General features: G+C 72.1%; 15 protein-coding genes. 8 read left to right on the plus strand and 7 right to left on the minus strand.

From position 1 onward, the window contains the following. The first annotated feature begins 71 nt into the window (after window positions 1-71). Together ACNYS0_RS37725 and ACNYS0_RS37730 are read left to right on the plus strand one after the other, a co-directional pair. Complete coding sequence (locus ACNYS0_RS37725; RefSeq protein WP_422480493.1) at window positions 72-1,241, plus strand: sensor histidine kinase; 1,170 nt, start codon at window positions 72-74, stop codon at window positions 1,239-1,241. After that, window positions 1,238-1,888, plus strand: coding sequence for a response regulator (locus tag ACNYS0_RS37730; RefSeq protein ID WP_422480495.1), 651 nt, complete (start codon window positions 1,238-1,240; stop codon window positions 1,886-1,888). The genes ACNYS0_RS37725 and ACNYS0_RS37730 overlap by 4 nt, the downstream gene beginning before the upstream one ends. 53 nt (window positions 1,889-1,941) lie before the next feature. Here ACNYS0_RS37730 and ACNYS0_RS37735 read toward each other — a convergent pair whose 3' ends face one another. Continuing rightward, window positions 1,942-2,313, minus strand: a complete 372-nt coding sequence (locus ACNYS0_RS37735; RefSeq protein WP_422480497.1) for a VOC family protein — start codon at window positions 2,311-2,313, stop codon at window positions 1,942-1,944. A gap of 172 nt (window positions 2,314-2,485) precedes the next feature. On the opposite strand from ACNYS0_RS37735, the gene ACNYS0_RS37740 reads away from it, so the two are divergent. Together ACNYS0_RS37740 and ACNYS0_RS37745 are read left to right on the plus strand one after the other, a co-directional pair. Next, the gene (locus ACNYS0_RS37740; RefSeq protein ID WP_422480499.1) at window positions 2,486-4,600 is read left to right on the plus strand and encodes an MMPL family transporter; all 2,115 of its coding nucleotides are present in this window, start codon (window positions 2,486-2,488) and stop codon (window positions 4,598-4,600) included. Window positions 4,601-4,659: 59 nt separating this feature from the next. Further along, window positions 4,660-4,917 carry a hypothetical protein gene (locus tag ACNYS0_RS37745; protein WP_422480501.1) on the plus strand — a complete coding sequence of 86 codons (258 nt, stop codon included), beginning with the start codon at window positions 4,660-4,662 and terminating at the stop codon, window positions 4,915-4,917. A gap of 213 nt (window positions 4,918-5,130) precedes the next feature. On the opposite strand, the gene ACNYS0_RS37750 is transcribed toward ACNYS0_RS37745, so the two are convergent. The 4 genes from ACNYS0_RS37750 to ACNYS0_RS37765 all read right to left on the minus strand — a co-directional run bounded on the left by ACNYS0_RS37750 (window position 5,131) and on the right by ACNYS0_RS37765 (window position 8,516). Beyond that, window positions 5,131-5,619: a thioesterase family protein gene (locus tag ACNYS0_RS37750; RefSeq protein ID WP_422480503.1), complete on the minus strand. Its 489-nt coding sequence runs from the start codon at window positions 5,617-5,619 to the stop codon at window positions 5,131-5,133. After that, window positions 5,616-6,596 (minus strand): 3-hydroxyacyl-CoA dehydrogenase NAD-binding domain-containing protein, encoded by a 981-nt coding sequence (locus ACNYS0_RS37755; protein ID WP_422480505.1) that lies wholly within the window; start codon window positions 6,594-6,596, stop codon window positions 5,616-5,618. Before ACNYS0_RS37755 ends, ACNYS0_RS37750 begins: the two co-directional genes overlap by 4 nt. A 53-nt stretch (window positions 6,597-6,649) precedes the next feature. Next, a complete protein-coding gene (locus ACNYS0_RS37760) occupies window positions 6,650-7,540 on the minus strand; it encodes a beta-keto acid cleavage family enzyme (protein ID WP_422480508.1) in 891 nt (296 codons plus the stop codon). A 127-nt stretch (window positions 7,541-7,667) separates the two neighbouring features. Next, window positions 7,668-8,516 carry a TetR/AcrR family transcriptional regulator gene (locus ACNYS0_RS37765; protein ID WP_422480510.1) on the minus strand — a complete coding sequence of 283 codons (849 nt, stop codon included), beginning with the start codon at window positions 8,514-8,516 and terminating at the stop codon, window positions 7,668-7,670. A gap of 351 nt (window positions 8,517-8,867) precedes the next feature. On the opposite strand from ACNYS0_RS37765, the gene ACNYS0_RS37770 reads away from it, so the two are divergent. The 3 genes from ACNYS0_RS37770 to ACNYS0_RS37780 all read left to right on the plus strand — a co-directional run bounded on the left by ACNYS0_RS37770 (window position 8,868) and on the right by ACNYS0_RS37780 (window position 13,127). After that, complete coding sequence (locus tag ACNYS0_RS37770; protein WP_422480512.1) at window positions 8,868-10,622, plus strand: sensor histidine kinase; 1,755 nt, start codon at window positions 8,868-8,870, stop codon at window positions 10,620-10,622. Continuing rightward, window positions 10,619-11,257, plus strand: a complete 639-nt coding sequence (locus ACNYS0_RS37775; protein ID WP_422482879.1) for a LuxR C-terminal-related transcriptional regulator — start codon at window positions 10,619-10,621, stop codon at window positions 11,255-11,257. The genes ACNYS0_RS37770 and ACNYS0_RS37775 overlap by 4 nt, the downstream gene beginning before the upstream one ends. Window positions 11,258-11,600: 343 nt before the next feature. Then, on the plus strand, window positions 11,601-13,127 hold the full coding sequence (locus ACNYS0_RS37780; protein ID WP_422480514.1) for a long-chain-fatty-acid--CoA ligase: 1,527 nt from the start codon (window positions 11,601-11,603) through the stop codon (window positions 13,125-13,127). Window positions 13,128-13,162: 35 nt separating this feature from the next. Here the strand turns inward: ACNYS0_RS37780 and ACNYS0_RS37785 are convergent, their stop codons facing one another. Both ACNYS0_RS37785 and ACNYS0_RS37790 read right to left on the minus strand, forming a co-directional pair. Then, complete coding sequence (locus ACNYS0_RS37785; RefSeq protein WP_422480516.1) at window positions 13,163-13,378, minus strand: hypothetical protein; 216 nt, start codon at window positions 13,376-13,378, stop codon at window positions 13,163-13,165. Continuing rightward, window positions 13,375-13,785 (minus strand): DUF1622 domain-containing protein, encoded by a 411-nt coding sequence (locus ACNYS0_RS37790; RefSeq protein WP_422480518.1) that lies wholly within the window; start codon window positions 13,783-13,785, stop codon window positions 13,375-13,377. The genes ACNYS0_RS37785 and ACNYS0_RS37790 overlap by 4 nt, the downstream gene beginning before the upstream one ends. 167 nt (window positions 13,786-13,952) lie before the next feature. On the opposite strand from ACNYS0_RS37790, the gene ACNYS0_RS37795 reads away from it, so the two are divergent. Beyond that, complete coding sequence (locus ACNYS0_RS37795) at window positions 13,953-14,717, plus strand: sulfite exporter TauE/SafE family protein (protein ID WP_422480520.1); 765 nt, start codon at window positions 13,953-13,955, stop codon at window positions 14,715-14,717. The last annotated feature ends 42 nt before the right edge of the window (window positions 14,718-14,759 follow it).

Consider the following 14,759-nt stretch of genomic DNA (forward strand, 5'->3'; position numbering starts at 1 on the left):
CCGCCCCTCGATACTGGCCCCGCGGAGCCACTGCCGCTCCGCTCAGGGACCAGGCCACGAGGAGCCGCACCATGCGTCTGCCGCGCCGCACCAGCCCGTACCTCGTCGACGGGACGCTGGCCGCCCTCGTCCTGTTCGCCGTCTCCCTGCAATTCCTCTTCCCCGACGAGGAGGGCGACCCGCTGTCCTGGCAGGGCTTCCTGCTGGGCGCGGCCACCGCGGTGCCGCTCATCTGGCGGCGCCGCGCACCGATCCTGTGCGCGGTCGCACTCTCCTGCGCGACCCCGGCCATGGCGCTCTACCACGCGCCGCCGCCCGACGTCCTGTACGGCGGGCTCGTCCTGCTCTACACGCTCGCCGCGTACGCGGAGCCGGTGCCGCGCCGCGTCATGCTCGTCGGCTGGGTGATCGGCGCGTCCGCGACGATGTCCGTGAAGGAGCACGCCGAACCCTTCGAGTACGCCTTCCACCTGCTCAGCCTCCTGAGCGCCTACGGATTCGGGCTCCTCGCCCGCACCCAGCGCGCGTACACCGCGGCTCTGGAGGAGCGGGCCCGCGCCCTGGAGCGCGAGCGGGAGGTCGACCGGGCCCGGGTGGTGGCCGGTGAGCGGGCCCGCATCGCCCGTGACATGCACGACGTGGTCGGTCACGCGGTCAGCCTGATGATCGTCCAGGCCGAGGCGGGCCCCGTCGTGGTGCGCAGCAACCCCGCGCGCGCCGAGGCGGCGTTCGACGCGATCGCGGGCGCGGGCCGCGAGGCGATGCAGCAACTCCGTCTGATCCTCGGGGTGTTGACGGACACGGGAAACGGTGAAGGCGGCCCGGAAGCCCCGGTCCCCGGCCTCGCCCGCCTCCCCGACCTGATCCGCCAGGTGTCCGCGACCACCGACGTGGCCGTCACCCTCCACACCACGGGCCGCCCCCGCCCCATCGGTGCCGAAACGGAGACCGCCGCGTACCGCATCGTCCAGGAAGCACTGACCAACACGGTCAAGCACGCGTACGCTGCCCGGGCGGACGTACAACTCGACTGGGGGGACGCGGAGTTGGCGATCACCGTGACGGACGACGGAACCGGCGGCGGGCAGGCGGCCGGTGCCGGACGCGGCCTCGTCGGCATCGAGGAGCGCGCCGCGGCCTGCGGCGGCAGCGCGCACAGCGGCCCAGGCCCGCACGGCGGATTCCGGGTGAGTGCCCGACTGCCCGCGGCGGCCCGACAGGTCACCGAAAGAGCGCCATGAGCATCCGCGTCGTGGTCGCCGACGACCAGGAACTGGTGCGCAGCGGTTTCACCATGATCCTCGACGCGCAGCCCGACATCGAGGTGGTCGCCGAGGCGGCCGACGGTGCCGAGGCCGTCACCGCCGTGCGCCGCCATGCCCCGGACGTCCTCCTCCTCGACATCCGCATGCCGCACATGGACGGCATCGAAGCGGCACGCCGCGTCTGCGAACAGTCAAGCTGCCGGGTCGTCATGCTGACGACGTTCGACCTCGACGAGTACGTCTACGAAGCCCTGTACGCGGGCGCCTCGGGCTTCCTCCTGAAAGACGTCCGCCGCGACGACCTCGTGCACGCGGTCCGCGTCGTGGCGGCGGGCGACTCCCTCCTCGCCCCGTCCGTGACCCGCCGTCTGGTGGCCGACATCACCCGCCGCAGGCCCAAGTCCCCGCGACTGCCCACCCTTTCGGCCCTCACGGCCCGCGAGACGGAAACCCTGCACCACCTCGCCCGCGGCCTCACCAACGCGGAGATCGCCGCGACCCTCCACGTCAGCGAACACACGGTCAAGACCCACGTCAGCAACGTCCTGAGCAAACTGCACCTGCGCGACCGCGTCCAGGCGGTCATCTGCGCGTACGAGTCGGGGTTGGTGGCACCGGGCTGAAGGTCAGCGTCGTACGGCCCTAGAGGGAGCCGTTCAGTCCCGGCCGGCCAGTCTCAGCCGATCAGCGTCCGCTTCGGGCGGACCACGCAGAACTCGTTGCCCTCCGGGTCGGCCAGCACCGTCCACGACTCGTCGCCGCTCTGGCCCACGTCCGCCCGGCGCGCGCCCAGCGCGAGGAGCCGCTCGATCTCGGCGTCACGCTCCTCGGCGGTGCAGGTCAGGTCCAGGTGGAGGCGGTTCTTGGTCGGCTTGCGCTCCGTCACGGGCATGAAGCAGAGCCCGACCGGGGCGTTCTCGTCCGGGCCGACCACCACCTCGTGCTCCCGCTCGGACAGGATCCGCCAGTGCAGCGCCGCGGCCCAGAACCGGGCCAGGGCGGGCAGGTCGTGGGTGTCGATGACGATGTGGTGCAGCGAGACAGGCATGCGGGTCAGTGTGCAGGGAGTGCCCGTCGACTGTCCCTCGCTCGCGCGACCCATGCCGCGGCCCCCGCCTCCCTCCCGCGCGGGAGCCGTGAACCGCCCGCACCGGCGATCCGCCGCACCCCGTGCGCGACGACGCTGACGGTGACCCATCGGAACCCTCCGAGGAGGCGCCGTGCTCAGCGCACTCGCCCGGGCGGCGACCCGCCGCCCCCGTACCGTGATCCTCACCTGGCTCGCCCTGATCGTGCTCGGTTTCGGGCTCGGCACCGGCGTCTTCGGCCGGCTCTCCGACTCGGTCCCCGACGTCCCGGGGACCGAGTCCGACCGCACCGCCGAACTCCTCGACGACATCGACCCGCGCGGCGAATCCCTCAGCGCCGTCGTCGAGGCACCGCGCGTGGCCGATCCGGCACTGCGCGCCCGCGTCGAGCGGGCCGTCACCGACCTGCGGCGCGTCCCCGGCGTCGCCGCCGTCCCCGACCCGTACGCCACCCGGGGCCTGGCTTCGAAGGATGGCCGCGCGCTCATCGTGCCCGTCACCCTCAAGGGAGGCCTCGACGACGACGCGGAGGACGGGACCGTCGACGCCGTCGCCGAACGTGTCAAGAAGATCGATGGCGCCGACATCCACGTCAGCGGCGGGCCGCTGCTCGGCCGACAGCTCGGTGAGCGGGCCCAAGAGGACGTCCAGCGCGCCGAGTTGATATCCCTGCCGGTGGTGCTCGGACTGCTTCTGCTGATCTTCGGCGGGCTGCGTGCGGCCGGCCTTCCGCTGCTCGTCGCGGTGAGTGGTGTGGCGGGTGCGTTCCTCGCCCTGTTCGGGTTCAGTCAGGTCACCGAGATTTCTGTGTACGTGATCCAGGTGACGACCATGCTCGGGCTCGGCCTCGCCGTGGACTACGCGCTGCTGATGGTGATGCGGTTCCGGGAGGAACGCCGCACGAGCGCGGACGTCACCGAGGCCGTGCACCGCACCGTCGAACGCGCGGGCCGCACCATCCTCTTCTCGGGGCTCACCGTCGCCGTCAGCCTCAGCGGACTGCTCGTCTTCCCGAGTCCGTTCCTGCGCAGCATGGGCCTGGCCGTGGCCGCCGTCGTGGTCGTCGACATGCTCGCCGCGCTGACGCTGCTGCCCGCGCTGCTCACCCGGTTCGGCGCGCGCATCGCCCCGTCCAAGCCGCGGGCACCCGGCGCGGAGGGTCGCGTCTTCGCCCGCCTCGCCCGGTTCGCGGCCCGCCGCCCCATCGCCGTGACGACGGTGAGCGTCCTCGCCCTGCTCGCGCTCGCGCTGCCGGTCGCGAACCTGCGCATCGACATCGGCGACGCCCGCCAACTCCCCGCCTCCACCGAGGCGCGACAGCTGTACGACACCGTGCGGGCGCACTACCCGGCGGGCGTCGGCGTCGACCCGGTCGTCGTCGTGGCACGACCCGGCACGGACCCCGCCTTCGAGACCCGCGTCAAGGCACTGGACGGCGTCGCGTCGTCCGAGACACAGACCCTCGACGACGGAACCCGCGTCCTGCACGTCACCCCGTCCGGCTCGGTCGACGGCGCCAAGGCCACTCGACTCGTCGAACAGGTACGAGAGTTGCGCGGTGACGATCCGGTGAGCGTGGCAGGTGTCGCCGCCCGGCTCGTCGACTTCCGGCAGATGCTCGCCGACCGCGCCCCCTGGGCCGCGCTCACCGTCCTCGCCGGCATCCTGGCCCTGCTCTTCGCCTTCACCGGCTCGCTCCTCATCCCGCTGCGCACGGTGCTCACCACCCTGCTCAGCCTGGGCGCCGCGCTCGGCGTGGTGGTCCTCGTCTTCCAGGACGGGCACGCCGCGTCCTGGCTCGGCGGCGAGGGCCTGGGCGCGCTGAGCCTGACCGCGCCCCCGCTCATCGTCGCCATCGCCTTCGGGCTCGCCATGGACTACGAGCTGTTCATCCTCGCCCGGATGCGCGAGGCCTGGCGCGCGACGGGGGATGCGCAGGAAGCGGTGGTGACCGGGCTGCGGCGCTCGGGCCGGGTCGTGAGCTGCGCGGCACTGCTTCTCGCCGTCGTCTTCGGCGCCTTCATGACGGGCGGCTTCGCCCCCATCCTGGAGATCGGCCTCGGTCTCACCCTGGCGGTCGTGATCGACGCGACGATCGTACGGATGCTGCTCGTGCCCGCGACGATGGCGCTGCTCGGCAAGCGCGCGTGGTGGGCGCCGCGGGCGCTGCGCAGGCTGCACGAGCGGATCGACGTGCGGGAGGACGAAGAGGCCCCGACGGCACACTTGGCGGCGCCGCGTCGGTAGTGATGGCGGCGGTGGCGGTGCGACCGTGCCCTCGCCGAATCGTGATCGTTGGGCGGGGCATGCACACCACGAAGCGCATCGCCGCCGCTCTGTTCCTGGCCGCCTCGGCGGCGTCCCTCGCCACCCCTGCCATGGCCGGTGACGTCCCTGACGGCGGCTTGGGCCTGGCGAGCCCGGACGCGGTCCCCGCGCAGTCCTCGACCGCTCCTGCCGCGGCCGACAACGCCACCGACGCGGACCCGGGTCTCGACCCCGAAAAGATCCTGACGACCGGCACGATCAGTTCGCAGGGGCCGCCGACCGAGCTTCTCGGCTGACGCCGCTGCCTCACCGGGCGGTGGCCCCGTCCCCCGTCGGGACATGAGGGAGCCCCGTCGCGACGGGGGAGACACGACGGGGCCCAACAAGGCGGGTGCCCCGATACGGGGTGGGTATGCACGGTCGACTCCGGCCTGTGGCACGTCGAAGACCACGAGGGCCCCGGACACGCGGTCCGGGGCCCTCGTACGACGTCAGGCGGTCGTGCGCCGTCAGACGACGGCGATCGACCGGCCCGCCCACTCCGGGGCGGGTTCCGTCAGCTCGGTGAAGCGGTCGCGGACCGCGGCCGGGAACTCGACCGCCTTCCCCGCCTCCTGGTCGACGTGGATCGCGAGCAGCTCGGTGGTCGCCACCGGGGCAGCGTCCTGGTCGGGCTCGCCCGCCTCGTCGTCGACCACGAACATCTCGTGCGTGAAGCGCGCCTTCTTCGACGCGGCGCCCAACACCCGCGTACGGATGGCGAGATGGGCGCCCTCGGGGACGTCACGCAGATAGCGGATGTGCGACTCGACCGTGTAGAGCGAACAGTGGGTGGACTCCCGGTACGTCGAGTCCAGGCCCGTCTCGATCATCATGGCGTCGGTGGCGTGCCCGAAGGCGAGGACGTAGAACGCCTCGCTCATGTGACCGTTGTAGTCGATCCACTCGGGACGGACCGTGCGGTGCAGAAGGGGCAGTGCGGTGGTTGCGGTACTCATCGCGGGTCCGCCTTCCCGCTGCCGTTCTTGTTCAACCTGCCTGTGGCACGCAGCACATCGATGACGCCCTGGTCGCGCTCGGCGACGAGCTCGGCGATGGAACGGCCGTCCGCGGCGACATCGCAGCCCGCGACCACGGAGTCGTACAGCTCCTTGTCCAGCTCCGGGGCCTCAAGGCGCGTCCACGGCGACTTCAGGGACGGGCCGAAGTGGTCGAGCATGTGCGCCATGCCGCCCTCGCCGCCCGCGAGCGCGAACGTCAGCATCGGGCCCATGAACGCCCAGCGCAGGCCGGGGCCCTCGGTGATCGAGTCGTCGATCTCCTTCACCGTCGCCTCGCCGTTGGCGACCATGTGCAGCGCCTCGCGCCACAGGGCCTCCTGGAGACGGTTGGCGATGAAGCCCGGCACCTCGCGGTCCATGCTGATGACCGACTTGCCCGCGACCTCGTAGAAGCGGGACGCCCAGGCGCTGGCGTCGGCGTCGGTCTTCTCGCCGCCGACGACCTCGACGAGCGGGATGAGGTACGGCGGGTTGAACGGGTGGCCGACGACCAGGCGCGCCGGGTTCGCGGCGGTGGTCTGCATGTCGGTCATCGGGTAGCCGGAGGTCGACGAGGCGATGACGACGCCCTCCGGGGCCGCCGCGTCCAGGCGGGCCAGCAGATCGCGCTTGAGGTCGAGGTCCTCGGGAGCGCTCTCCTGCACGAACTCGGCGTCGGCGACGGCCTCTTCGAGCGTCGGGGCGACCGTGAGGCGGTCGCGCGAGGCGCCGTCGGCGAGGCCCATCTCGGTGAGGGCGGGCCAGGCGGCGTCGACCAGGCGGCGCAGCTTCTGCTCGGCGTCGGGGGCGGGGTCCCAGGCCTTCACGTCGTAGCCGCGGGCGAGGAAGTGGGCGACCCAGCCGCCGCCGATGACGCCGGCTCCTACGCAGGCGACCCGGCGGACGTCCTCGGGAGCGGTGAGGGGGGAGGTCATGAGGGTGGTGTTGCCTTCCGGTGAAGCGGGAGCGGGGTTACGTGCGTGGGGGTTCAGGAACGCGGCTTGAGGCCGAGCATCGCGCGGGCCTCGTCCGGCGTCGCGACGCGCGAGCCGAGGGACTCCGTGATGGTCACGGCGCGCTCGACGAGCTGCGCGTTGGTCGCCTTGTTGCCCTTGCCGAGGTAGAGGTTGTCCTCCAGGCCCACGCGGGCGTGCCCGCCGAGCAGGATCGACTGCGCCACCCACGGCATCTGCATGCGGCCGAGCGCGAAGCTGGCGAACTGGGCGCCCTCCGGCAGCATGTTGACCATCGACTGGAGCACGCCCGGGTCGGCCGGGGCGCCCCAGGGGATGCCCATGCACAGCTGGAACACGGTCGGGTCGTCGAGCAGGCCCTCGGCGAGGAGCTGCTTGGCGAACCACAGCTGGCCGGTGTCGAAGATCTCCAGCTCGGGCCGCACCCCCAGCTCCTGGATGCGCTTGGCACCCTGGCGCAGCATGTCGGGCGTCGACACGTACAGGTTCGAGCCGTCGCCGAAGTTCAGCGAGCCGCAGTCGAGCGTGCAGATGTCGGGCAGCAGCTCCTCGACGTGCGGCAGCCGGTCGAGGCCGCTGACCAGGTCGGTGCCGGGCAGGTGGTTGAGCGGCTCGTCCGGGTCGATCACCAGGTCGCCGCCCATGCCGGCGGTCAGGTTGATGACGACGTCGGTGCCGGTCTCCTTGATCCGCTCGACGACCTCGCGGTACAGCTTCGTGTCGCGCGAGGGGTCACCGGTCTCGGGGTCGCGGACGTGGATGTGCACGACGGCGGCACCCGCGTCGGCCGCCTCCACGGCGTTCTTGGCGATCTGCTCCGGAGTGACGGGCACGTGCGGGCTGCGGCGCACGGTGTCGCCGGCGCCGGTGAGAGCGGCGGTGATGATGACGTTCTCGGTGGGCATAGGGGGACCTCCCATGTGTTTCAAACGGCTGGGCAATTGAGGCGGGTGGGTGATTCAAGCGGGTGGGCCGATAAAGCCCCTGCGGCGATTGAGCAGCGGGGTCCGGGGCAGAGCCCCGAGTCGTTGGCTACGGGTTCGTGATCACGCTGTCGACGTAGGAAACCAGCGCCGCATGCATCGCATCCGCCGCCGCCCCGAACGACTCCCGACTCACCGAAAGCACCTGCGTGGCAAGCCCGTCGATCAGCGCGGTCAGCGCGAACGCCGCCGCACCGGGGTCGACGGACGGCCGGAACACGCCCTGGTCGACCCCGCGGCGCAGAACGTCCGCCACGGTCTCCCGCCACTGCCGGTAGTACTCGGTGTGCAGCCGCCCCACCGTGGTGGAGCGCGCCGCCTCGGCCCACAGGTCGAGCCACACCTTCCACTGGCGCCGCTGCTGGTCGGTGCGCGGCGTCTGCAACTCGATGAGCTGGCGCAGCTCCGCCGCCGCGTCGTCGGCCTCCGCGAGGTGCGCGGCGCGGCGTGCGGTGTCCTCGTCCATGCACCAGCGCACGGAGGCCTCCAGGAGGTCCGCGCGGCCGGGGAAGTGGTAGTGGATCGCGGCGGTGCTGGTGGCGCAGGCGCGGGCGATGTCGGAGACCCGCACCGCGTGGAAGCCGTGCTCGGCGACCAGGCGGACCGTCTCCTGGACGATCTGGAGCGGGCGGCCTCCCTCCACGGGTGCCGGCGCCTCGGCCTCGGCCTCCAGGGGCCGCGCGCCGAGCAGCCAGCCCGCGTCGACGCGCCCCTCGTCGGCGATCCGCGCCAGCTCGGCCACCGTGAACCGGCGGGTGCCGCTCAGGGAGCGGGAGAGCTTCGACGGATCCATGACGATGCGGCGCGCGAACTCGCGCTGGCTGACACCGGCCGCCGTGATGACCTCACGGACTCGGGCGGCGGTGTCGGCAGGGGTTGCCTCGTTGCTGGATTCCACGGGACAGGACCCTAACCATGTGTTGAGAAGAACGCAACGCAATGGACGACGAAACACAGAAAGTGCTGGCGATTGAGCCTCTGACTTGCTCATCAGTCACCACCGCAACATGGAAGTCGGTGCGGGGGCCGGCCCGCTGTCGACGCCGTGCACGCCTGATGTCTTCGCGGAGGCGCGTACTCGTGGGAGCCGTCCGGCGGCATGCGGCATGCAGCAACGCGCCGCCATCGCCCGCACATTGGTGACTCAGGGCGGCGGTGGGCGGCGCAGGATAGGTGGTAACCCGCGGTTACCCTCAGGCGGGCGCCTTCGATTTCCCCGCCCCACCCCCGGATGCCTTAACGTGTGGCCGTGGACAGTCAGGGTGAGCGGGCGGTTCGGCTGCGCCTGACCGGGGCCGCGGCCCTCGCCGCAGTATCGGGCGCGGTGGGCGCGTGGGCGTACGCGCGCAGCGGCGCGTCCGCGGGCGATCTCGTGCGGGACCTCGCCGTGGGCTGGGCGTACGCGGTCGCCGGCATCCTCGCCTGGCGGCGCAGGCCCGCCAACCACACCGGGCGCCTGATGGTGCTCGAAGGCATCACCTGGTTCTTCGGCAACCTCCAGGGCACCGCGGTGCCCGCGCTCTTCGCCTTCGGTGCCTGGTGGGAGGCGCTGAACATGGCGGTCCTCCTGCACCTCGTCCTGTCGTTCCCCGAGGGGCGCCTCACCACCGTCCTCACGCGCCGCCTGGTGCAGGTCACGTACGGGCTCGTCGCCGTCGGCGGATTCGTGCGCACGCTCCTGTTCGACCCGGCGACGCAGACCGGCGCGACGTACCTGGACTGCCGCGACTGCGGGCCGAACCTGCTGCACGTGCCCGCATGGGACGGTCTCTTCGGCCCGTTCGACGCCGCCTATCACGCGTCGGGCTGGGTGATCTCGGCGATCGCCGCCGTCGCGATCGTGCTGCGCTGGCGGCACGCCTCCGCCGCCCGCAGGCGCGCCCTGCTGCCCGCCTGGATCGGCATCGGCGTCGCCATGGTGTTCCTCATGTGGGACATGCTGTTCTACGTGGTGCCGTGGTTCGGCGGCGTCGGCTCGCTCGCCGAACAGGCCGTCTACCTGCTGTCCGACCTCGCCCAGGTCGCCGTCCCCTTCGCCTTCCTCGCCGGGCTGCTGCGCATGCGCCTGCAACGGGCCGAGGTCAGCGGGCTCGTCATCGACATCGGCACCGACTCCGACCCGGCACGCCTGCGCGAGGCGCTGGTGCGCGTCCTCGGCGACCCGACGCTGCGGCTCGGCCTGTGGGACGAACGGCGCGGCGGCTACGTCGACGGCTCGGGCCGCGAGGTCGGCACGGGCGGGCCGGGCAGGACCCCGGTCGCCGCCACCGACGGCCGCCCGCTCGCCCTGCTCCACCACGACCCGGCGCTCGACGAGGACCCCGAACTCCTCCAGTCCGTGGCGGCCGCCCTGCGCCTCGCGCTGGAGAACGTCTGGCTGCGCACGCGCGCGAAGGACGTCGCCACCCGCATCGTGCAGGCCGCCGACGCCGAGCGCGGCCGCCTGGAGCGCGATCTGCACGACGGCGCGCAGACCCGCCTCGTCTTCGCCCTGATGTCCGTGCGTCGCATCCAGAAGGGTCTCGCGGACCACCCGGACGCGACGCTGCGCGAGGCGGCCGACGAGGCGGAGGCCAGCGTGCGGCACGCCATCGACGAACTGCGCGGCATCGCGCACGGCATCCACCCCGCCGTCCTCACCCGCGAGGGACTCGCCGCCGCGCTGAGCGAACTGGCCGAGGAGGCCACCGTGCCGGTCGTCGTGGCCGCCGAGTCCCGCCGCTACGACCCGGTCGTGGAATCCACCGCGTACTTCACCGTGTGCGAGGCGCTCACCAACGCGGCCAAGCACGCGGGGGCGCGGGCCGTCAGTGTCTCCGCCCGGCACCACGAAGGGCGGCTCGTGGTGGAGACCGTGGACGACGGCGTCGGCGGCGTCGACCTCGCGCGCGGCACCGGCCTGCGCGGCCTCGCCGACCGGCTCGCCGCCGTCGACGGCGTACTGCACATCGACAGCCCCGCAGGGGGCGGAACCAGAATCAGGGCGGAGCTTCCGTGCGGGTGATCGTCGCCGAGGACTCGGCACTCCTTCGGCTGGGGATCGTACGGCTGCTGACCGACGAGGGCGTCGAGGTGGTCGCCGAGTGCGCGGACACCGCGCCGCTGCTCGCCCTGGTCGCCGAGCACACCCCGGACGCGGTGCTGCTCGACATCCGTATGCCGCCAACCCATACCGACGAGGGCCTGGTCGCGGCGGCGGCCGTGCGCTCGGCGCACCCCGACATCGGCGTGCTGCTGCTGTCCCAGTACGTGGAGACGACCGCGAGCGTGCGCGCGCTCGCCCAGCGGCCCGAGGGCTTCGGCTATCTCCTCAAGGATCGCGTCGCCGACGCGGAGGAGCTGTGCGGGGCGCTGAAGCGGGTGGCCGCGGGGGAGACGGTCGTCGATCCGAGCGTGGTCTCCCGCCTCATGAACGTGCCGCGCCCGCCGGGTCCGCTCGACGATCTGACCGGCCGCGAGCGTGATGTGCTGGCGCTGATGGCCGAGGGGCGTTCCAACGAGGCCATCGCGAACAAGCTGGTCATCGGCGGCAAGACGGTAGAGACCCACGTCCGCAACGTCTTCGCCAAGCTGAACCTGGAGTCGGACCCCGCCGAGCACCGCCGCGTGATGGCGGTGCTGCGTTTCCTGCGCGGCTGAACCCGCGCGCCCCTGGTCGCCCTTGCAGGGCTTACCCCTGTGGGGAAGAGGTTCCGGCTACCCGCTCCGGCGGACGACGCGCTACCCCCGTAGCCCCCGTACTTCCCCCGTACGTCGTCCGCGGAGCGGTGCCGGACCTCCACAGTAGGCGGGCCGACCGGCGCGGACATCAGGGCCAGCCCTGAGATCCGGAAGTGACCCAGGGCACATACCGTCCGGTAGGGGTGCGGGCGTAGAGTCCCACCAGGAGGGTAAAACTAGCGTCGCTAATTAACTGCTGTGGCGCCCTCCCGACCTGGTCCACCGCCGCACCAGCAGTCAGTACGGAACGGAGCGCTACCCGATGGCCACTCTCTCGCTCGCCGCGATCCTCGCCGACAACGCCCGCCGGCACCCCGACAAGACGGCCCTCGTCGCGGGCGAACTGCGCAGCACCTTCGCCGAGCTGTGGCTCCAGGTCCGCAAGCAGGCCGCCGCCCTCACCGACCTCGGCGTCCGCCCCGGCGACAAGATCGCGCTGATGGCGCCCAACACCGCCGAGTTCCCACGCGCCTACTACGCGGCCATCGCGGCCGGCGCCGCCGTCGTCCCCGTCCATCTGCTCCTGTCGGCGCCCGAGGTCGAGCACGTCCTCAAGGACAGCGGCTCGACGCTCCTGCTGTGCCACCCGGCGCAGCTCGAGACCGGCCGGGCGGCCGCCGACGCCGTCGGCATCCGCACCGTCGCCCTCGGCGACGACAGCGAGCTGGAGAAGCTCACGCACGACGCCGAGCCCCTCGCCACGTACGCCACCCGCGACGCCGACGACCCGGCCGTAGTCTTCTACACGAGCGGCACCACCGGTGTCCCCAAGGGCGCCGTGCTCAGCCACCTCAACCTCGTGATGAACGCGACCGTCGAGGCCTTCGACTGCAACGAGCACAGCCCGAACGACATCGTCCTCGGCGCCCTTCCGCTCTTCCACGCCTTCGGCCAGACCGCCTCCATGCACGCCACCTGGCGCGCCGGCAAGACGCTCGTCCTGATGCCGCGCTTCGACGCCGCCAAGGCCGTCGAGCTGATGGTCCGTGAGCGCGTCACCGTCTTCCAGGGTGTGCCCACCATGTACGTGCACCTGCTCACGGCGGCCGCGCAGGCGGTCGAGCAGGGGGCCGAACTGCCGCGCCTGCGCGTCGCGGTGTCCGGCGGCGCCTCGCTGCCCGTCGCCGTCCTCGAACGCTTCCAGGAGCTCTTCGGCGCCCCCGTCCACGAGGGCTACGGGCTGAGCGAGACCTCGCCCGTCGCCGCCGTCAACCAGCCCTGGTACGGCGCCAAGGCGGGCACCATCGGCCACTCCATCTGGGGCGTCGACGTCGAGGTCGCCCGCGCCGAACTCGACGACCGCATCGAACTCCTCCCCACCGGCGAACTCGGCGAGATCGTCGTCCGCGGCCACTGCGTGTTCTCCGGCTACCTGGGCCGTCCCGAACAGACCGCCGAGGCCCTCGTCGACGGCTGGTTCCGCACCGGCGACCTCGGCACCAAGGACGAGGACGGCTACCTGCGCATCGTCGACCGCAAGAAGGACGTCATCATCCGCGGCGGCTACAACGTCTACCCGCGCGAGGTCGAGGAAGTGCTCATGCGCCATCCCGGCATCGAGCACGTCGCCGTCATCGGCCTGCCCGACGAGGTGCACGGCGAGGAGGTCTGCGCCGTCGTCGTCGCCAAGCCGGACGTCGCTCTGGACGCCGCCGAACTCACCGCGTGGTCCAAGGAGAACCTCGGCAAGCACAAGTACCCGCGCCGCGTGGAGTTCACCGACCGGCTGCCGCTCGGCCCGAGCATGAAGGTCCTCAAGCGCGAGCTGCGGGACACGTACGCGGGCTGAGGCCCGGGAAGACCGGATCGCCGTGCGGCCGGGCGTCAGATGACCGTACGCAGCGCGATCGCCACCCCGGCCACGGCGACGGTGTCCCACGACGGCCGGTCCGCAAGGCGCAGCAGGGTGGCGGCGGTCAGGAAGTCGAGCAGCACGGCCAGCGCCCGTCGCACGGTGCGCGTCAGGCGCCAGGCCGCCGCCGCGGCGAAGAGGCCGAGCACGCCGACCAGCACGGCCGCCCGCGACGGCCACTCGCTCACGACGGCCGTCCCTCGGTGCCGGGCGCGGGCGCCGCGCCGCCCTGCTCGATCTCGGCCCGCTCCTGGGCGATCTCGCGTACGAGGACGTAGTTCAGCGCGGTCCGGATGGTCGCGATGGCCGCGAGCTGGCCGATCTCGGTGAAGCTCGGGGCGACCGCGGTGCGCAGCACGTCACTGGCGAGCTGGAACTCCAGGCCCAGGACGAGGAAGCGCCCCATGCCGAGCCTGATCCGGCCGAACTCCGCCACCTTGCGGTGCCTGCGCACACCGGCCCGGACGAACCGCGCGAACGCCCACACCGAACCGATGAAGATGATCAGCGCGCCCGCGGTCTCGACCAGTCTGACCAGCAGGTTGATGAGATCGTGCACGGTCGACTCGGGCAGCGCTTCCGCCAGCGGGGCCATGAGGGGAGGCTGGTCCTCCAACGGGCGGTGCGCAAGGACGAGTTCACGCCGCCGCAAAGGCCGGACGTCGCGCCCGCGGGCCTGCGGATTCGACGAAACGTAACCCGTATCACCATGTGGCGCCCCTGACGCCCGACAGGTAGTTGCGTCTAGCATCTGTTTTCGCCATGCACGACATATTCGGGATCACCCCCTGGGAGTTCTCCGCTCTGGCCGCCGCGGCCATGGTGGTGGGGTTCTCCAAGACCGCCGTCAGCGGCGCCAATACGGTCAGCCTCGCGGTCTTCGCCGCGATCCTGCCCGCCCGCGCCTCCACCGGGGTACTGCTCCCCATCCTGATCTGCGGCGACATCCTCGCCGTGCTCACCTACAGGCGGCACGCCCACTGGCCCACCCTGTGGCGTCTCTTCCCGGCGGTCGGCGCGGGCGTGGTCCTCGGCACCGTCTTCCTCGGCTTCGCGGGGGACGGGGCCGTACGGATGTCGATCGGCGTCATCCTGCTCGTCATGGCGGGGGTGACGCTCTGGCGCCGCAAACAGGCGGCCGCCGCCGAGGCCGAGTCGACGCAGAGCCGCGCGGCCCGCGTCAAGGCGGGCTCGTACGGGGTGCTCGGCGGTTTCACCACCATGGTCGCCAACGCGGGCGGCCCCGTGATGTCCATGTACCTGCTGTCGGCGGGCTTCAAGAAGCTGGGCTTCCTGGGCACCTCCGCGTGGTTCTTCCTCATCGTGAACTCCGCGAAGGTGCCGTTCAGCGTGGGCCTCGGCCTCATCGACGGCCGCTCGCTGCTCCTGGACGCCGCGCTCGCCGTGTTCGTCATCCCGGGGGCCGTCATCGGCAAGGCGTGCGTGAACCGCATCAACCAGCGACTCTTCGAGCAACTCGTCATCGCGGCGACGGTCCTGGGCGGCCTCCAACTCCTGCTGAACTGACGCCCTCTTGCTGAACCGACGCCGGCGGACCGCCCCTCCACC

The organism is Streptomyces anthophorae (assembly GCF_049310305.1).
Classification (GTDB): domain Bacteria; phylum Actinomycetota; class Actinomycetes; order Streptomycetales; family Streptomycetaceae; genus Streptomyces.